Source organism: Rhizobium etli CFN 42 (assembly GCF_000092045.1).
GTDB classification, from domain to species: domain Bacteria; phylum Pseudomonadota; class Alphaproteobacteria; order Rhizobiales; family Rhizobiaceae; genus Rhizobium; species Rhizobium etli.
In genome coordinates this window covers 1,596,233-1,613,693 of record NC_007761.1, presented here as the reverse complement: position 1 = coordinate 1,613,693, position 17,461 = coordinate 1,596,233, and the positions used below count along the sequence as shown (strand labels likewise).

Annotated in this window: 18 protein-coding genes; 9 read left to right on the top strand and 9 right to left on the bottom strand. The window is 59.4% G+C overall.

The features are described from left to right. Nucleotides 1-201 precede the first annotated feature (201 nt). Nucleotides 202-549 carry a response regulator gene (locus RHE_RS07835; RefSeq protein ID WP_011424866.1) on the top strand — a complete coding sequence of 116 codons (348 nt, stop codon included), beginning with the start codon at nt 202-204 and terminating at the stop codon, nt 547-549. A gap of 4 nt (nt 550-553) precedes the next feature. Here the strand turns inward: RHE_RS07835 and RHE_RS07830 are convergent, their stop codons facing one another. The 6 genes from RHE_RS07830 to RHE_RS07805 all read right to left on the bottom strand — a co-directional run bounded on the left by RHE_RS07830 (nt 554) and on the right by RHE_RS07805 (nt 4,986). After that, nucleotides 554-1,096 (bottom strand): MerR family transcriptional regulator, encoded by a 543-nt coding sequence (locus RHE_RS07830; protein ID WP_011424865.1) that lies wholly within the window; start codon nt 1,094-1,096, stop codon nt 554-556. A gap of 150 nt (nt 1,097-1,246) precedes the next feature. After that, nucleotides 1,247-1,585, bottom strand: coding sequence for an integration host factor subunit alpha (locus tag RHE_RS07825; RefSeq protein ID WP_011424864.1), 339 nt, complete (start codon nt 1,583-1,585; stop codon nt 1,247-1,249). Nucleotides 1,586-1,691: 106 nt separating this feature from the next. Beyond that, nucleotides 1,692-2,663, bottom strand: a complete 972-nt coding sequence (locus RHE_RS07820; protein WP_011424863.1) for a beta-ketoacyl-ACP synthase III — start codon at nt 2,661-2,663, stop codon at nt 1,692-1,694. Nucleotides 2,664-2,683: 20 nt separating this feature from the next. Then, nucleotides 2,684-3,730, bottom strand: coding sequence for a phosphate acyltransferase PlsX (plsX, locus tag RHE_RS07815; protein ID WP_020920961.1), 1,047 nt, complete (start codon nt 3,728-3,730; stop codon nt 2,684-2,686). A 99-nt stretch (nt 3,731-3,829) separates the two neighbouring features. Next, on the bottom strand, nt 3,830-4,384 hold the full coding sequence (locus RHE_RS07810; RefSeq protein ID WP_011424861.1) for a YceD family protein: 555 nt from the start codon (nt 4,382-4,384) through the stop codon (nt 3,830-3,832). 11 nt (nt 4,385-4,395) lie between these two features. Continuing rightward, nucleotides 4,396-4,986, bottom strand: coding sequence for a ubiquinol-cytochrome C chaperone family protein (locus RHE_RS07805; RefSeq protein ID WP_042119223.1), 591 nt, complete (start codon nt 4,984-4,986; stop codon nt 4,396-4,398). Nucleotides 4,987-5,173: 187 nt separating this feature from the next. Here RHE_RS07805 and RHE_RS07800 point away from each other — a divergent pair, with 187 nt between their 5' ends. Further along, nucleotides 5,174-5,707, top strand: coding sequence for an outer membrane protein assembly factor BamE (locus tag RHE_RS07800; protein ID WP_020920958.1), 534 nt, complete (start codon nt 5,174-5,176; stop codon nt 5,705-5,707). Nucleotides 5,708-6,004: 297 nt separating this feature from the next. Here RHE_RS07800 and RHE_RS07795 read toward each other — a convergent pair whose 3' ends face one another. The 3 genes from RHE_RS07795 to RHE_RS07785 all read right to left on the bottom strand — a co-directional run bounded on the left by RHE_RS07795 (nt 6,005) and on the right by RHE_RS07785 (nt 9,281). After that, on the bottom strand, nt 6,005-8,143 hold the full coding sequence (locus RHE_RS07795) for a sodium-translocating pyrophosphatase (RefSeq protein ID WP_011424858.1): 2,139 nt from the start codon (nt 8,141-8,143) through the stop codon (nt 6,005-6,007). Between the two features lie 196 nt (nt 8,144-8,339). Next, nucleotides 8,340-8,822, bottom strand: coding sequence for a transcription antitermination factor NusB (nusB, locus tag RHE_RS07790; protein ID WP_011424857.1), 483 nt, complete (start codon nt 8,820-8,822; stop codon nt 8,340-8,342). Nucleotides 8,823-8,825: 3 nt separating this feature from the next. Then, nucleotides 8,826-9,281, bottom strand: coding sequence for a 6,7-dimethyl-8-ribityllumazine synthase (locus tag RHE_RS07785; RefSeq protein ID WP_011424856.1), 456 nt, complete (start codon nt 9,279-9,281; stop codon nt 8,826-8,828). Between the two features lie 346 nt (nt 9,282-9,627). Here RHE_RS07785 and RHE_RS07780 point away from each other — a divergent pair, with 346 nt between their 5' ends. The 7 genes from RHE_RS07780 to RHE_RS07745 all read left to right on the top strand — a co-directional run bounded on the left by RHE_RS07780 (nt 9,628) and on the right by RHE_RS07745 (nt 17,446). After that, complete coding sequence (locus RHE_RS07780; protein ID WP_011424855.1) at nt 9,628-9,987, top strand: hypothetical protein; 360 nt, start codon at nt 9,628-9,630, stop codon at nt 9,985-9,987. Between the two features lie 177 nt (nt 9,988-10,164). After that, nucleotides 10,165-10,668, top strand: a complete 504-nt coding sequence (locus RHE_RS07770; RefSeq protein ID WP_011424854.1) for a cupin domain-containing protein — start codon at nt 10,165-10,167, stop codon at nt 10,666-10,668. Between the two features lie 24 nt (nt 10,669-10,692). Continuing rightward, nucleotides 10,693-11,208: a GNAT family N-acetyltransferase gene (locus RHE_RS07765; protein WP_011424853.1), complete on the top strand. Its 516-nt coding sequence runs from the start codon at nt 10,693-10,695 to the stop codon at nt 11,206-11,208. 292 nt (nt 11,209-11,500) lie between these two features. Continuing rightward, the gene (locus RHE_RS07760) at nt 11,501-12,397 is read left to right on the top strand and encodes a glycosyltransferase family 2 protein (protein WP_011424852.1); all 897 of its coding nucleotides are present in this window, start codon (nt 11,501-11,503) and stop codon (nt 12,395-12,397) included. Between the two features lie 131 nt (nt 12,398-12,528). Next, nucleotides 12,529-14,877: a glycosyltransferase gene (locus RHE_RS07755; protein ID WP_244425779.1), complete on the top strand. Its 2,349-nt coding sequence runs from the start codon at nt 12,529-12,531 to the stop codon at nt 14,875-14,877. A gap of 164 nt (nt 14,878-15,041) precedes the next feature. Further along, nucleotides 15,042-16,235: an ATP-grasp domain-containing protein gene (locus RHE_RS07750; RefSeq protein ID WP_011424850.1), complete on the top strand. Its 1,194-nt coding sequence runs from the start codon at nt 15,042-15,044 to the stop codon at nt 16,233-16,235. After that, complete coding sequence (locus RHE_RS07745) at nt 16,232-17,446, top strand: Gfo/Idh/MocA family protein (protein ID WP_011424849.1); 1,215 nt, start codon at nt 16,232-16,234, stop codon at nt 17,444-17,446. The genes RHE_RS07750 and RHE_RS07745 overlap by 4 nt, the downstream gene beginning before the upstream one ends. The last annotated feature ends 15 nt before the right edge of the window (nt 17,447-17,461 follow it).

Below are 17,461 nucleotides of genomic sequence, written 5' to 3'. Positions count from 1 at the left end.
TGCTGTTTCCAAAGCGCGGCGCGATCTTTCAGATTCGCTTGCCGTGTCTTAGGCTTTTATGCATACACCTATTGACGTCTCAAAACGGCGGCACTGTTTTGAGCGACAAGTTTTACCACCGCTGCGCGTGGCGTCTTGACGAGCTTCGCAAGCGGTCCACATAAATCTTCGTGCCCGGTAGGGGAATGGGTGGACGGGATCATGAAAGACATATTCATCGTCGAGGACGATGCGCTGATCGCCATGTTGCTCGAGGACATGCTCAGCGATCTCGGCTATCGGGTTTGTGCGAGCGCGCCGGATCTGGAACGGGCGCTCGCAACCGCCAGGGACGCGGAGTTCGACGCTGCAATTCTCGACGTCTCCCTCGCCGGCCGGAGCTCGCTGCCGGTCGCGAAGCTGCTCGACGAACGCGGCAAGCCCTATCTCTATGCAACGGGATATGGCAGCGCCCCGGAAGGCAGCAGCCCCAGCGCGCTCCCGGTGCTGCGAAAGCCGTTCCAGCTCAGCGAACTCGAACAGGCGATGAAGCAGCTTTGCGAAACCTGAATAATCAGCGCACCTGATCGAGCAGACGCTTGCATTCCAGGAGGTCGTAGAGGGCCTCCTGAAGCAACGCCCTGTCTTCCTTGCCAACGCTCGATTTGCCGATCGAGACTTCCGGCTGCTCGTCGTCGCCGGCGACGAAATTGAAGAACCGGCGGGTGATCGGCGGCTTGGCGCGGCCGACAATCTGATCCTCCTCCGCCATGCCGACACGCGGTTCCCCGGCGCCCGCCTCCTGCGCGCCCGAGGCAAGCGCCTCGACGCTGGCGAGATCGCCGTGGCCGACCGAGATGACGAACTTGTTGCCGTTGGTCTTCAGAAGCTTCTGCACGCCCTTGATCGTATAGCCGTGATCATAGAGCAAATGCCGGATGCCCTTGAGGAGGTCGACGTCCTCCGGACGGTAGTAACGACGGCCACCGCCGCGCTTCATCGGCTTTATCTGGGGAAACCGTGTCTCCCAAAAGCGCAGCACATGCTGCGGCAGATCAAGATCGTCTGCGACTTCGCTGATGGTGCGAAAGGCATCGGGGCTCTTGTCCAACGTCATATACTACGCAACCTCGCAGGCTCAATCCAACGGCGACTCACCATATTTCAAAGGTTTGGCCCCGACAATTCAAGTCGTGTGTCGGCGTTGCACACAGGGGATGGACAGCGCGAGAGAAAAAAGGCGTTTCGCGGAAGGCAAAGCCCGATTTCAGGGCGTCGGGTTCTGCGGCTTCAGCTTGACCTTGCGGGTGACATGCGCCTTGAGGATGCGGGTCTTCAGCACGTTCGAGGCTTTGAAGGTCATCACCCGGCGCGGAGAGATCGGAACCTCCTCGCCGGTCTTCGGATTGCGGCCGATCCGCTCGTTCTTGTCGCGAACCTGGAAGGTCGCGAAGGAGGAAAGCTTGACGGTTTCGCCACGCACAATGGCGTTGCAGATTTCGTCGATGACGGTTTCCACAAGTTCAGCGGATTCGGTCCGGGAAAGACCAACCTTGCGGAAAACGGATTCCGCCAGGTCTGCTCGCGTCACTGTTTTTCCGGTCATGGTTTCCCCGCCCATTACAAAATATTTTTTGAAAGCGAACGAAGAGTATTTGTCTTGCGCCTCATGGTCAAGCTCTTGTTCGCCGCCAGTTTTTTAGGATTCGTGCTTACCAGCGCAGCAGAACGGCGCCCCAGGTGAAGCCGCCGCCCATCGCTTCGAGCATCACGAGGTCACCCTTCTTGATGCGGCCGTCGCCGGCAGCGGTCGCAAGCGCGAGCGGGATCGAGGCGGCCGAGGTATTGCCGTGCAGGTCGACGGTGACGACGACCTTGTCCGCATCGATGTTCAGCTTCTTCGCCGAACCGTCGATGATGCGTCGATTGGCCTGGTGCGGCACCAGCCAGTCGAGGTCTTCCGCGGTTGTCCCGGTCGAATCGAAAGCGGCCTGAATGACATCGGTGATCATGCCGACGGCATATTTGAAGACTTCGCGGCCTTCCATGCGCAGCTTGCCGACGCTGCCCGTCGTCGACGGTCCGCCATCAACATATAGCTTATCCTTGTGCGAACCATCGGAGCGCAGATGCGCGGTCAGCACGCCGCGATCGGCAGAGGTCCCCTCACCTTCTGCCGCCTCGAGCACGATCGCGCCGGCGCCATCGCCGAAAAGCACGCAGGTGGTGCGGTCGTTCCAATCGAGAATGCGCGAAAAAGTCTCGGCACCGATGACGAGAACGCGCTTTGCAAGGCCACCGCGGATATAGGCGTCGGCGGTCGTGACCGCATAGACGAAGCCGGTGCAGACGGCCTGGACGTCGAAGGCAAAACCGTGGCTCATGCCGAGACGGTTCTGGATGTTGACCGACGTTGCCGGAAAGGTGTTGTCCGGCGTCGAGGTGGCACAGATGATAAGATCGATATCGGCGGGCATCAGGCCGCCATTGGCAAGCGCCGCACGCGCGGCCGCCTCGCCAAGCGAGGCTGTCGTCTCGTCGTCGCCTGCTACGTGACGCTGGCGGATGCCGGTGCGCTGGACGATCCATTCGTCCGACGTATCGACGATGGCCTCCATATCACGATTGGTCATCACGCGCTTCGGAAGTGCGGCTCCGAATCCGCGAACCACTGAACGGATCATATTCGATTGAACCCCATAGCTCATGCCGCTTCCGGGCCTATGGGAGGCAGCCGCTTGGCATGATATTTCTTAAGATCGTTTTCTATTTTCTGATTGAGGCCGTTCTTAGCCATATCGTAGCCGACCTCGATTGCCGCAGCGATGCCTTCGGCATTGGCACCGCCATGACTCTTGATGACGATGCCGTTCAGCCCGAGAAACACGCCGCCATTGACCTTGCTCGGGTCGAGCTTCTCACGAAGCATATCGAAGGCGCTCTTGGCGAAGAGATAACCGATACGGGCGAGCAGGGTGCGCGACATGGCGGCACGCAGATATTCGGCGATCTGCTTGGCGGTGCCTTCAGCGGTCTTGAGCGCGATATTGCCGGAGAAGCCTTCGGTGACGACGACGTCGACCGTGCCCTTGCCGAGATCGTTACCCTCGACGAAGCCGGAATATTCGAGCGAATCGATATTCGCCTCGCGCAACAGCCGGCCGGCCTCCTTGACCTCTTCCTGGCCCTTCACCTCTTCGACACCAACGTTCAGAAGGCCGATCGTCGGGCGTTCGATCTCGAACAACGCGCGCGCCATCGCGCCGCCCATCAGGGCAAAATCCATCAGTTGCTGCGCATCGGCGCCGATCGTCGCACCGACATCGAGCACGATGCTCTCGCCCTTCAGCGTCGGCCAGATCGCCGCGATCGCCGGGCGCTCGATATTGGCCATCGTGCGAAGACAGAACTTCGCCATCGCCATCAGTGCGCCGGTATTGCCAGCCGAGACGGCGACATCGGCATCGCCGGTCTTCACCGCCTCGATCGAGCGCCACATGGTGGAGACATAGCGGCCGCGGCGCAGCGCCTGGCTCGGTTTCTCTTCCATGCTGACAGCAAGCTCACAGTCGTGAAAGACTGATTTTTCCTTGAGTTTCGGGAATTTGGCGAGAAAGGGATCGCACTGTTCCTTAAGACCGTAGAAAACGAAGGAAATATCCGGATGGCGGTCCAGCGCCTTGGCGGCGCCGGGGATGACAACCTGGGGACCAAAGTCGCCACCCATGAGGTCGAGAGATATTCTGATCACGCGTCCCTGATCCTTCTCTTCGCCGAGGGGCGAAATTTCGGCCAAAATACCGGTTTTGGCGTCGCATACAACTGAATTATGTCAAATGCCAGAGGTGCTTCAGTCCTTTTTCCAGTCCTTGAGGACCGCAAATGCGGAGGGCTTTTTGTCGTTTTCGCCGCTATCCTCGATATGGCCCTTGAACTCGATACCCTCCTTGCGGGGATAGGGATCGATGGCGAGAGCGGCGAATTCGGCAACCACCTCGCCGGCATCGACCGTGTCGCCGACAAAGGTCTCGGGCAGATCGGGACCATCGGGGTCGAGCAGCATCTCGCCGGCGTCGTTGCCGGGCTGGCGGGCAAGCTTGGACCCCTCAGGCACAAAAATCTGCTCGAAACTCTCGTCGATGACGGCCTCGACCGGTTCCAGCGTCACGACGCAGGACTGAACGATCTTCGCGTGTACGCGGCCCTTGACGCGCACGCCGTCGCGTTTCCAGCGGGCGATCTGCAGATCGGCTCTGAGATCTCCGACGGAGACCACGCTCCAGGTCTCGGCAAGCGCCTTCAATTCGCTGGCATCGGCCTCGATATGAACCTCGACGGGATTGGCCGAGATGTGGCCGACCTTGACGTGGTAGGAGAAGGGAACATCGTCCCGATCGTTCTTCATCGTTTCCTCCTTCAGGCGACCGGCGGCAGCGTTGCCGAACCGCTAGCGATCAGCTCTTCCGGAACGGCGGATAGATGAGATTCTGCGGCCATCATCCAGCTGGCCAAGCCGGACATATCGGCCGGTGTCGCTGTTTCCGGGTAGATATTGCGCGTTAATGCAAGAGCCAGCGCTTCGGCATCGCCGGCGTCCATCGCCTTCGAATAGGTTTCGAGCCGGCCGTAAAACATGCCGGCGAGCTTCTTCATGCGTTTCGGCACGCTGTTGTCGCCGATGCCGAGCTCGCGGATCGAATAGTCGATGTCCTGGAAGAATGCGTCGACGATCTCCTGGGCGATCTCCTGGCCGCTGACGGCCGAGGCGCGTGTGCGGCGAAAAAACAGAATCATCGCGATCGACAGCATTTCGAAGCGGCCCATGACCGTATCCGGTACATTGAGCCGCTCGTAGAGATCGGGCATGCGCGCGGCTGCCGTCAGCGCCGCATATTGCCTGTCGACGATCGCCTGATTGTTGTTTTTCTTGCGGAAGAGCCCGAGGATCATTGTTTTTTCCGGAAATGCCTCATTCTTCACGCCGGCTGGCGTCCGGCCTTGTTGCATGATTTCGAAAGCTGGTTTACCGAAGCAGGCGCGAATTGCAATGCCGTTCGTGGCCAGCTTTGGGACGACGCCTTCGAGGCGCCAGCGAAGCGAATTCGGGAACCTCGACCCGGAATGGCCACAATGGTTTTGCAGGAGGAAAGCGTGCAAGGCCCAAAATGGCTGCTATCGACACCCAAGGGAGTAGATGTCGTTGAAGAAACGGTATTTCAAGTCTGACATGAAATTCTTCAGCAGCGCGGCCATTGCCTTCATAATCGCCTCTACATCAGTTCTTTCAGGGTGCCAGACCGGCACCGTGCTCAACGGCGGCTATGTCGTCGATCAGCAGTCGCTCAATCTCGTTCCGGAAGGTTCCAGCCGAGAACAGGTCCTGCTTTCGCTCGGCACGCCATCGACGACGGCGACCTTTGACGGTGAGGTCTTCTATTATATTTCGCAGCGGCGCACGCGCGCCGTCGCATTCCAGAAGCTGAAGGTCGTCGACCAGAGCGTTCTGGCCATCTATTTCGACAAGGACGGCGTCGTCACCCGCCGCGCCAACTACACACTGCAGGACGGCAAGGTCTTCGATACGATCTCGCGCGTCACGCCGACCGGCGGCAAGGAACTCACCTTCCTGCAGCAGATGCTCTCCGGCGGCAGCGCAGCAAGTGCTGCCCGCAGCCTGTTCGGCGGCGGCGCCGGCGGCACGCCGCAAAATCCGAGTAGCCTGCGCTGATTGGACATGCATTCAACGAAAAACCCGCCGGAGCGACCCGGCGGGTTTTTTGTTGATAAACCTCGTTTTTTACCCGGTATCCCGCCAAGGAGGTTGCCGACACCGGCCCATCATCCGCCTGCCGGCACCGACCGGGGCCACGGGTCTCGACCCGTCATTCGGACCCCCGTAAACGGGGTGAAGGGCGATAGTCGTACTCTTTCCGTCCCTTACCAACGTCTCGCATGGCACGTCCCCTCTCCCCGTTCTTACGGGGAGAGGGTTAGGGTGAGCGGCTGCCAGCCGCTGTTGCAGCCATCAACCGGCGAGGACTGCGAGCAGCAGCAGCGCGACGATGTTGGTGATCTTGATCGCCGGGTTGACGGCGGGGCCGGCGGTATCCTTGTAGGGATCGCCGACGGTATCGCCGGTAACGGAGGCCTTGTGCGCATCCGAACCCTTCATGTGACGCACGCCGTCCTTGTCGACGAAACCGTCTTCGAAGCTCTTCTTGGCATTGTCCCAGGCGCCGCCGCCCGAGGTCATCGAGATGGCGACGAAGAGGCCGTTGATGATGACGCCGAGCAGCGATGCACCAAGCGCGGCAAAAGCCGATGCCTTGGAGCCGGAGATCAGAAGCACGCCGAAATAGACGACGACAGGGGCGAGCACCGGCAATAGCGACGGCACGATCATCTCACGGATAGCGGCCTTGGTCAAAAGGTCGACGGCTTTGCCGTAATCCGGCTTTTCCGTGCCCTGCATGATGCCCGGCTTCATCTTGAACTGACGGCGCACCTCTTCGACGATCGAGCCGGCGGCGCGGCCGACGGCGGTCATGGCGATGCCGCCGAAGAGATAGGGGATCAGGCCCCCGAACAGCAGACCGGCGACGACATAGGGGTTCGACAGCTCGAAGGAGATTTCGCCGATATTGGCGAAATAGGGATATTGGTCGCCGTGGGCGGCAAAATACCTGAGATCGTTGGCGTAGGCGGCAAAGAGCACCAAGGCGCCGAGACCGGCCGAGCCGATGGCGTAACCCTTGGTCACCGCTTTGGTGGTGTTGCCGACGGCGTCGAGCGCATCGGTCGACTTGCGCACCTCGGGCGGCAGATGCGACATTTCGGCGATGCCGCCTGCATTGTCGGTGACCGGGCCGAAGGCATCAAGCGCAACAATCATGCCTGCAAGGCCGAGCATTGCGGTGACGGCGATGCCGGTGCCGAAGAGGCCGCCGAGCTGATAGGTTGCGAGAATACCGCCGACGATGACGATGGCCGGGAGGGCGGTCGATTCCAGCGAGACCGCAAGGCCTTGGATGACGTTGGTGCCGTGACCCGTCACCGAAGACTGGGCGATCGAAACGACGGGGCGTTTGCCGGTGCCGGTGTAATATTCGGTGATGACGACGATCAGCGCGGTGACGACGAGGCCGACAAGGCCGCAGACGAAGAGGTTGGTGCCGGTCACGTCAGCACCGGCGACGGTGCCGAGCGAGCCCCAGCCGACGGTCAGCGAGGTGGCGGCGCCAAGGCCGACAATCGACAGCAGGCCTGTAACGATCAGGCCCTTGTAGAGAGCGCCCATGATCGAGCCATTCGAGCCGAGCTTGACGAAGAAGGTGCCGATGATCGAGGTGATGATGCAGGCGCCGCAGATCGCCAGCGGATAGATCATCGCCGACTGGAGGATCGGCGCGCCGGCAAAGAAGATCGCCGCGAGCACCATGGTGGCGACGACGGAGACCGCGTAGGTCTCGAAGAGGTCGGCGGCCATACCGGCGCAGTCGCCGACATTGTCGCCGACGTTATCGGCAATCGTTGCGGGGTTGCGCGGATCGTCCTCGGGAATGCCGGCTTCCACCTTGCCGACCAGGTCGCCGCCGACATCGGCGCCCTTGGTGAAGATGCCGCCGCCGAGACGGGCGAAGATCGAGATCAGCGAAGCGCCGAAGCCGAGCGCCACCAGCGCATCGATGACTTCGCGCGAGCCGCTCTCATGGCCGAGCCCGACGGTCAAAATGGTATAGTAGATGGAGACGCCGAGCAGCGCGAGGCCCGCCACCAGCATGCCGGTGATCGCACCCGACTTGAAGGCGATGTCGAGGCCGGCGGAGAGGCTGGCGGACGCGGCCTGAGCGGTGCGCACATTGGCGCGGACGGAGACGTGCATGCCGATGAAGCCGGCAGCGCCGGAAAGGACCGCGCCGATCAGGAAACCGATGGCGGCCGTGGCGGAAAGAAGCAGCCAGGCGGCGATGAAGACAACGACGCCGACGAGGGCAATGGTGCGATACTGGCGCGTCAGATAGGCCTGGGCGCCTTCGCGGATATAACCCGCGATCTCCTGCATCCGGCTGTTGCCCTGATCGGCGGCAAGCACCGACCGGGTTGCCCAGGCGGCATAGACCACCGAGAGCAGACCGCATGCAATTACGCCTAAAAGAATGGTCATTTCGCTCTTTCCTCCCATAGGCCGGAGTTCACTCCTCCTCCGGCAGATACGCCGCCGACTCGCCTTCCTCTCCACAGAATGCACAGCTAAGCGGTGCGGAGATTGCGTGGTCGATCACGTGGCGTCAAGCCCGCAAAGGCCGAAAACCATTGCGGTACGAAGAAAGACGTAGGGAGATAGTTGGGTGGCTAAAGAGTTACTTCTTCGCCTCGCCGCGGACCTGCTTGGCGATGCGGTCGAGCACGGCATTGACGAGCTTCGGCTCGTCGTCATCGAAAAAGGCTCGAGCGATCTCGACATATTCGGTGACGATGACCGCCACCGGGACATCCTTGCGATCGAGAAGCTCGAAAACGCCGGCGCGCAGGATGGCGCGCACCGTGCTATCGAGGCGCGACAGGGCCCAATCATCCTGCAGCGCCACGGCAATCAAGGGATCGAGACGAACCTGATCACGCACGACGCCGGAGACGATGGAACGGAACCAGCCGGCATCGGCCTTCAGATAGGTGGCGCCGTCGATTTCCTGGCCAAGACGGTGCGCCTCGTATTCGGCGACGATTTCCAGAACGCCGGTGCCGCCGACATCCATCTGATAAAGTGCCTGAACGGCCGCCAGGCGCGCAGCGCCCCGTTGGTTTGCAGTCTTGACCGGCCGTTCCGTCTTGTCGTCGTTCATTCGTTATGCACCCAGTTTCTGCTTCAGCGCGATCATCGTCAGAGCTGCGCGAGCGGCAAATCCGCCCTTGTCCTTGTCCGAGCGGCGCGCGCGCGCCCAGGCCTGTTCGTCATTTTCCACGGTCAGAATGCCGTTACCGATGGCAAGCGACTCGCTGACCGCAAGATCCATCAAAGCGCGCGAGGATTCGTTCGATACGATATCGAAGTGATAGGTCTCGCCGCGAATGACCATGCCGAGGGCGACATAGCCATCATAATGCGTTCCGCCATTGTCGTCCCCATCGAGCGCCATGGCAATCGCTGCCGGAATTTCCAACGCGCCGGGAACGGTGACGACCTCATAGGTGGCACCGGCCTGCTCGAGCGCAAAGGTCGCGCCTTCGAGCAGCGCGTCGGCCATGTCGTCATAGAAGCGGGCCTCGACGATCAAAATATGGGGAGCGGTCTCTCTCGACATTGTTTACCTTCGGTTGGCGGAACTTTCTCCACTCGACAGCCCGCGGTCAAAACATGCCTTCATCAGAATGGCAAGCACTTTCGGCCGGTGCCGCAAAAGCGAAAGAGGAAATATCGACAAGGGGATAGCCGCACCATCCCTGCCGAGCCGGCCAAGCTCTTGAATTGCCGTTTGCCGGAAGCGCGGAAAACGGCAATTCGAAGGCCGTTTTCATGAAGAATTTTTAATGCTTTTTCAGTGGCTTAACCTATTGAATGGCGAAAACGGCAACGCCAATTCCTTGTCGTGACGCAGACGATCCCCTGCAACGACAGCCGACCGTCAAAGCAGATGAAAGGATAATATCATGAACCGCGTTGTCACAATCACCCTCGGCGCAGCCCTCTCCTCCCTCGCATTTGCCGGCGTCAGCCGGGCCGAGAGCTTCGGAATGAACTCCGCCCAGGGCATCGAGCAGACGCTCAGGACCTTCCGGGGCAATGACTTCAATGTCGAGCAGGTCCGCAACTGGCACAATCTCGACGACGAGACGACAGGTCCGCGCTCGGCCCCGGAACGCTCCGGCCAGGCGATACGCGGCATCCAGGCCTCGATCGATGCCAACAGATCGCTTGCACACCGTCTGAACAAAGAGGGCGTCGATGTCCGCAACATCGTCAACGCCGAACAGGCGGCGGACGGAAGCGTGACCTTCTACGTCCGCTGAGGTCACGACCTGTTGCAAGCAACAGAGCGTCCGGCGCGTCCATCCGAAGCGCGGCGCTCGAAAGCATGGGCGGCGTTCTCCTCTCCGCCCATGCCGAGGATTTTCCCGGTCGGCGCGCGACCGCCATTGAATTTTCCGGCAAGATGATAGCTTCTTTTCCTGCAACAGGAGGACATCATGGCGGCGGAATCGAAAGCGGTCATCAATATTGCTGATCTCAAGCTCGACCACTGGAAACAGGGCGAGTTCTACCAAGGCGCCGACGTCTCGTTCGGTGCGCTGCTCGGCCTGTCGGGCCTCGGCGTCAGCTACAATGAGGTGCCATCCGGCAAATCGAGCTGCCCCTTCCACAATCACCACGTCGAAGACGAGCTGTTCTACGTGATCGCAGGCACCGGCGAATACCGCTTCGGCAGCGAGCGCCATCCAGTCCAGGCGGGTGACGTGCTCGGCGCACCGGCGGGCGGGCCGGAAACGGCGCATCAGCTCATCAATACCGGCATAGCCACGCTCGTCTATCTCGGCATTTCGACGATGGCGAAGACCGAGATCGTCGAATATCCCGATTCCGGAAAGTTCCTTGCCAAGACCAACAGGGATGCGACAGAAACCGGGCGCTTCCGCCATATCGGAAGGACCGAAGGCGATCTCGACTATTGGGACGGCGAGCCCGGCGCCTGACCGCGATTTCCACAAGGCCTCATCGTGATCGATATACCCACCCTAAAAACGGAGCGGCTGACGCTTCGTCCTCACCGCCTCGACGATTTCGAGGCGCATGCGGCGCTGTGGGCAAACGAGGAGGTCGTTCGCTTCATCACCGGTACGCCGTCGACGCGCGAGCAGAGCTGGAGCCGCATGCTGCGCATCGCCGGCATGTGGCACCATATGGGTTTCGGTTTTCTGGCGATCGTGGAAAGAGAAAGCGGCAGGTTCATCGGCGAAGCTGGTTTCCTCGAAGCCCGGCGCGATATGGAACCGTCGATCGAGGGAACGATGGAGATCGGCTGGGCGCTGATGCCCGCAGCCCACGGCCGCGGTTATGCCACAGAGGCGCTGACGGCTATGATCGGCTGGGCGGAAGCGCATTTTCCGGGAAAGCCGATGAGCTGCATCATCAGTCCCGAGAACCACGCCTCGCTGCGGGTCGCAGCCAAACTCGGCTTCCGCGAGACCACGCGCACGCAGTACAACGGCGAGGTCATTCAGTTTTCGCGTTAGGGAATTCCGCCAAGCGGGTAACGCAGCGCAGAGCGTCCACCGCACAGGCCTGATGCTCGCGGAACGCGGAGTTGCGAATGCCCGAGGGTGTGCCACCTTTCTCCCAGCAATCATTTGTCTATCGGGCGAGAGCCGCGGCGTCTTTTGCCGATTTTTCTGCCTCTTCTGCGTAAGCCTCGCGTAACGCCCGAGTTCTATGGTCATGGGAAGCTGTCTGCTTCGGTCCTTCGGGGAGGCGATCACCGCTCTCGCCGGCTGAGGCTGGAGAGAAGCGTTTCAAGGGGAGAAACATTTGCCGCGCGTGTCGATCTGTATACCGGCCTACAAGCCTGATTTCTTTGAACTCGCCCTGAAGAGCGCAATCGCGCAAAGCTATACGGATGTCGAGATCATCGTCTCGGACGATTGCCCGACGGACGCCATCGAGGCAGTCTGTTCACGGTACTCCAGCCTCATTACTTATAGCCGCAATCCCCATCCCGGCGAATACACCAATATCATGAGGCTCGCCGGTCTCGCTGAGGGCGAATACATCAAATTTCTGTTCGATGACGACGTGCTTAGCCCTTTCTGCGTGCAGTTTCTTCTCGAAGCGCTGGAGGCGACGCGCGGCAGAGGGACGAAACTTGCCTTTTCGCCGCGGCATGTGATCGACGAGGGGAACAATTTCATCAACCTGATCAACCATTTCCAAGTCGATCGGGGTTTGAAGATCATAGAAGGCCGCGATTTCATCCGCTTGACAGCGATGCATCACCTCAACCTTATCGGCGAATATTCGAGCGTGATGTTGCGTAAGGCGGACTGCTTTGACGGAAATGGCGAGTTCCGCCTTTTCAGGCCCGAAAACGGCGTCTTCCGTGGCCTTCTCGATCTTTCAGGCTGGATAGAACTCGCCAAAGAAGGCGCATTCGTCGCCCATCCGCACCCGCTTTCCTATTTCCGGCAGCATTCCAATTCCAAATCAAACCACACCACGAACCCGATCTTCATCTACGCCATCATCTTCTACGAAGACATTCTGAACTATGCGCACGCCAACGGATTCCTCAGCCCGCAGGATTTGCCGGTCTCCTATCGCAATCTGATCAATGTCTACCAGTACTGGCGCGCCGCCTTTCCGGAACTCGATGCGAGGATCGCTCGCCTGAGTGCGATGCTTGACGATGCGGGGCGATGGAGCGCGTAGCGGTTTGGTCAACCTCGGCGAGCTTCGCTGTACCCGCACGTTTCGCACAATTCTGACGATTTAATTGATGGTCGACATGGCGCGATCATGCAGACAGAGGGTTTCAAATGATGCAGTTGATGGATGCTCCAATGGCGGGTTTCGGGGGACGCGGGCAGATCGTGCAGGCGTCTTTTTCTGTCATCGTCCCCGCCTACAACGCCTCAAACGTCATCGGGCGATGCCTGCAGAGCCTTTTAAATCAGCAGGGGCAGGCGGCATTTGAAATTATTGTCATCGACGATTGCTCGGCAGACGACACGATCGCTAAAGCCGAGGAGATAGCTCATGGGCACAATAACGTCAGCGTCGTGCGCCTTGACAGCAACGGCGGCCCGGGCATCGCCAGGAATGCAGGGGTGCTCAGAGCAAAAGGCGAATGGATTTGCTTCGTGGATGCCGACGACGTCGTGGAGAACAACTTTCTGGAGATGCTTCAGGCATCCGTCGAAGACCTCACGGATATACTCGCGTTCAACTCCAGCCTTTATGATGCAGAAACCGGAAATAGCCTGAAAGCCAGCATCCGCGAGGATCTCGCCCGGGTCGCGGGCGCTGACAGGCTGGCGGACTATCTTCAGGACCGCGTTGATCGATCAGTCATCTTCCATCTGTTCCGCCGCCGTTTCCTCCTCGACAACAACATCATGTTCCGCGGCGGCCTTCACGAGGACGTCGATTATATGTTTCACGCGCTGATGCGCGCGCGTTCGGTCAAGAGTCTCGACAAGCAGATCTACCGCAAGCTCGACACACAGGGCTCAATCGTCAATTCGCTCAGCACCCGTCATGTCGACGGCTTCTTCGATGCACTCGATGCCATGCATGCGCTCGTGGCGGACACGCCGATGTGGCCTGACCTGAAAAATCCTTTCCTGACAGGCATCATTAACGTGACCGCGTCTCGCCTGCTCAGGCTGCTGCCCGGCAAGGTGGTCAAGCTCGAGGATGCCGGCAAGATCCTCTCCACGCTTCACGGCCGCGTCGTGCGCTCAATGAAGCTTGCCGAGATCGCCTATCCCCTGCCGGTTCCGCCATCCGGCTTCCGCACCAAATACCGGATCACCTTCGATGCCTTTATGAACGGCATGGAAAAAGGCGATACGACCGAAGATATGCTGAAAGTCTTCGCGGAGATCGCGCCGAAGCTCTGGAGTTGCTACGACCTTCATCATTCCATTCTGCTCGGACCTGGCGAGGTGCGCACCTGCTGCAAGCGCTTCACCTATGAAGGCGTGCTGAAAGGCGATGTGGTTCTTTTTGGCGGTAACGGCAAGGATTTTGAGTTCACCTACAGCGATATCAAGCAGGCAAAGGATGCCCTGTTCCTCGAGATCAACCGAGACAACTCAGATGAATGCCGAGGTTGTCCCTTCTTGAAATTCGAGGATTGGGGCCGGCCGCTCAATCAGGGCGTCAAATATCTTTCCTTCGAGCATCACTCGCTTTGCAACATGCGCTGCACCTATTGCAGCGAGACGTATTTTGGCGGCAAGAAGCCCGCTTATGATGCGGGTGCCTTTATTGACACATTAAAAGATGCGAAGGCCCTCGAGAACATGGAATACATCGTCTGGGGCGGCGGCGAACCGACAGTCGAGCCGCGCTTCGACGAGCTTCTCAGCAAGCTGGCTGAGGGCATTTCCAATGTTAAGCAGCGCGTTATCACCAACGCGACGATGTATTCGCAGACCCTTGCGGACCTTCTCAGAAAGGACCAAGCCCATATCGTTACCAGCATCGACGCCGGAAACAGCAAGAGTTTCAATGAAATCCGCAAGTACAAACATTTCGAGCGGGTATTCGAAAACCTCCGCCGCTATGCTGCCTGCTCTTCGCGCAATGTCGTCATAAAATATATCCTCTTGCCGGAAAACAGCTCCTCGGACGAACTCCGGCAATATGCCGACCTGATCGTCGAGAATGGCCTGACCGATTGCAACTTCCAAATCAGCTGCGATTTCAAAACGGATCGCGTGACCGATGACCAGTTAGTCGCCATCGTAGAACTTCACCATCTGCTGAGAGTTCGCGGCGCGCGCCTAATTTTCCTTGACGATCTCGTTTGGCAGCGGATTTTGACGGTTACGCCGGATACCCTGGAATTGCTGAAATCCAAGCTGGAACCTTCGATGCTGGAGACGGCATTCGAGCCGGCCTATCCTGGGGGCGTTGTGGTTTGGGGGATCGGCGGACAGGCTCAGATCATTCGCCGCAAGTCGCAGTTCTTCAAAACGAGCAAGATCGCTTATTTCATAGATCCGCGCCCCGAAATGATCGGCCAGAGGCTCGGCGGCATTGAAGTTCGCACTCCGCATTCGGCCCTGTCGGATGACCTGCCGATCATGATCGGCGCCGTGCAAAGCGCGCCGGAAATCTATGATCAGATTGAGGCCCTCGGCATAAGCCCTCAACGCATTCTGCAGAAGGTCATCCTGTAGCGCTGAACTCTGATCGAAGCGATGGGAAGTCCACCGCCTCGATCGGCAAGCCTCGGGTAACGCCCGCCTATGATTTTGATCACCGCATCCGTTTTCGAGTCTTTGAACACCGGAAACGGACGGAAGAGATGCGCAACGCGCCTAACTGCTCAGGAGGATGTGGAATGGATTTGAAAATGACCAAGAGAGCATTGCTGGTCGGCAGCAACTTCAGCGCAGTTCCCCTTCTATTCGCCTTGAAAAGGCGCGGCCTGCATATTTCCGTGTGCGGAAATCGGCCGGATGAGCCCTGCCACGCGCATGCGGATCAGTCGCATTTCATCGACTACAGCGATCCGACCGTGCTGCTCTCCCTCGTCGAGAACGGCGCTTTCGATTTCATCGTGCCGACCGGCAACGACGTCGCCTATATGTCGACCACCTTCGTCGCCGAAAAGCTCGGATTCCCGCGCTTCGATTCGATGGAAACTGCGACCATCATTCACACGAAGCAGGCGTTCCGCAATTTCACCGAGCAGTACAATATCCCTGCCCCACGTTCGGTGCGCCTGCATGGCGACTCGCCAGTCGAGACCGGCGCACTGCGCTATCCGCTGCTTGTGAAGCCAAGCGACAGTTTCGGCGGTCGTGGCGTCACGAAGGTTTTCGACAGGACAGAACTTACCGACGCCGTCGCCGACGCCCGCCGAAACTCGCGGGCGGCGGAGATCGTTATCGAGGAATTCATAGAAGGCAGCCTGCACAGCCATTCCGCCTTCATCAAGGATCAGGAAATCGTCTTCGACGTCTTCGTCGACGAATATTGCACAGTCTACCCATACCAGGTCGATTCATCGAATCATCCGTCGCGGCTTTCCGAAACTGTCCGTTCGAAGACGCGGGCCATTATGGCGCGCGTGGTCAAGCTGCTCGGATTGCAGGACGGCCTCATCCATACGCAGTTCCTGTCTCATGACGACGATGTCTGGATTGTCGAGTGTATGCGGCGCTGCCCGGGCGATCTCTACGGCTCGCTTGTCGATCAGTCTCTCGGCATCGATTATGCCGACCTCGTCGTCACGCTGCTGCTGGGCGAGGAATTTGCAGTCGAACCGCGCTTCGATCCACCGCTGTTCTTCGGGCGCCACACCATCACCTCCGACACGCCCTCGACGCCGTTTTCCTTCTCGCACGCCATTCCATCATCGGATGTCCGCATCGCGCAGCTCAAGATCACCGGCAAGCCGATGAATTCGGCACCGTTCGACAAGCTCGCCATCCTCTACGCCCGCTTCGAGACGCGAGACGAGATGCTGAAGGTGGCACCGAATTTCAAGACCTTCATTTCGCTCCAAACGATGCAAGGAGACCTCGCATGAGCCGATCAAGCCAAGGAGTACCGGACAAGCTGCGCCTCGCCTTTCTGGGCGGCGCCGTCAATTCTGCTGTAGGTCGCGCTCATCGCGATGCAATCGAGCTTGATCAGAAATTCGATCTTGTCGCCGGCTGCTTCAGCCGCCATGAGGAGATCAATCGCGAGACAGCGGAACAGTACCGCATTTTGCCGGAGCGCTGCCATAGCGACTTCGGTACCTTGCTATCGAAAGAAGCCGGCAACATCGATGCTCTCGTCGTGCTTACGCCGACGCAGCAGCATACGGATCAGGTTGTCGCCGCACTCGAGGCGGGTATTCCGGTGATCTCGGAAAAAGCTCTTGCCGGTTCGAGCGCCGAGACCCGCATTATCGACGATGCGCGCAGTAACGGGACCTTTTTGGCTGTAACCTACAATTACACGGGGTACCCCATGCTCCGTGAAATCCGCGGCATGGTCGAGCATGGTGTTTTCGGCGAATTGCAGCAGATCCATATTGAGATGCCGCAGGAGAGCTTCCTCCGTTTCCGCCGCGACGGGACGCCGATGACGCCACAGGATTGGCGCTTGCGCGACGGTCTCGTGCCGACGGTTTCGCTCGATCTCGGCGTTCATGTGCACTCGTTGCTTCATTTTCTTACCCAGCGGGAGCCGGAAGAAGTCTGCGCGACCAGCCAGAGTTTCGGCAACTTTCCGCAGGTGCTCGACAATGTGCAGGCGCTCGTGCGTTGCGCCGGTGGCCTGCATTGCAGCATGTGGTACGGCAAGACAGCGCTCGGGCAACGCAACGGCCTGCGTGTGCGGCTCTATGGCTCCAAGGCATCAATCGAATGGCTGCAGGAAACCCCCGAAATTGCCCATTTCTACGACCGCAACGGTCGCAAGCAGATCCTCGATCGCGCCAGCCCGGACATCATGATCGCCAACGCTAGCCGCTATGAGCGGTTCAAGGCGGGTCATCCTTCGGGCTTCATCGAAGCCTTCGCGAACTATTATGCCGACCTTGCGGACGCCCTGTTGCAACGCAAGACCAATAGCGCACCCTTGCCCCATCCGTATGTGCTCGGGCTCGATGAGGCGGAAGAAGGACTACGGCTGCTGGAAGCGATCGAATGCTCGCGGCTTGAAAAGCGCTGGATCGAGATTGAACCGCGAGGCGTACGGCGCCCGGTGATAGAGCGGCTCGAAATCCAAGCTCCGCAACTGGCACTCTAATCTGTCCTCTACAAG

Bases quoted from the DNA above. Each gene is read 5' to 3' on its own strand.
- RHE_RS07835 (WP_011424866.1), top strand. From the start codon at position 202: ATGAAAGACATATTCATCGTCGAGGACGATGCGCTGATCGCCATGTTG.
- RHE_RS07830 (WP_011424865.1), bottom strand. From the start codon at position 1,096: ATGACGTTGGACAAGAGCCCCGATGCCTTTCGCACCATCAGCGAAGTC.
- RHE_RS07825 (WP_011424864.1), bottom strand. From the start codon at position 1,585: ATGACCGGAAAAACAGTGACGCGAGCAGACCTGGCGGAATCCGTTTTC.
- RHE_RS07820 (WP_011424863.1), bottom strand. From the start codon at position 2,663: ATGATCCGTTCAGTGGTTCGCGGATTCGGAGCCGCACTTCCGAAGCGC.
- RHE_RS07810 (WP_011424861.1), bottom strand. From the start codon at position 4,384: ATGAAGAACGATCGGGACGATGTTCCCTTCTCCTACCACGTCAAGGTC.
- RHE_RS07805 (WP_042119223.1), bottom strand. From the start codon at position 4,986: ATGCAACAAGGCCGGACGCCAGCCGGCGTGAAGAATGAGGCATTTCCG.
- RHE_RS07800 (WP_020920958.1), top strand. From the start codon at position 5,174: ATGTCGTTGAAGAAACGGTATTTCAAGTCTGACATGAAATTCTTCAGC.
- RHE_RS07795 (WP_011424858.1), bottom strand. From the start codon at position 8,143: ATGACCATTCTTTTAGGCGTAATTGCATGCGGTCTGCTCTCGGTGGTC.
- nusB (WP_011424857.1), bottom strand. From the start codon at position 8,822: ATGAACGACGACAAGACGGAACGGCCGGTCAAGACTGCAAACCAACGG.
- RHE_RS07785 (WP_011424856.1), bottom strand. From the start codon at position 9,281: ATGTCGAGAGAGACCGCTCCCCATATTTTGATCGTCGAGGCCCGCTTC.
- RHE_RS07780 (WP_011424855.1), top strand. From the start codon at position 9,628: ATGAACCGCGTTGTCACAATCACCCTCGGCGCAGCCCTCTCCTCCCTC.
- RHE_RS07770 (WP_011424854.1), top strand. From the start codon at position 10,165: ATGGCGGCGGAATCGAAAGCGGTCATCAATATTGCTGATCTCAAGCTC.
- RHE_RS07755 (WP_244425779.1), top strand. From the start codon at position 12,529: ATGGCGGGTTTCGGGGGACGCGGGCAGATCGTGCAGGCGTCTTTTTCT.
- RHE_RS07750 (WP_011424850.1), top strand. From the start codon at position 15,042: ATGGATTTGAAAATGACCAAGAGAGCATTGCTGGTCGGCAGCAACTTC.
- RHE_RS07745 (WP_011424849.1), top strand. From the start codon at position 16,232: ATGAGCCGATCAAGCCAAGGAGTACCGGACAAGCTGCGCCTCGCCTTT.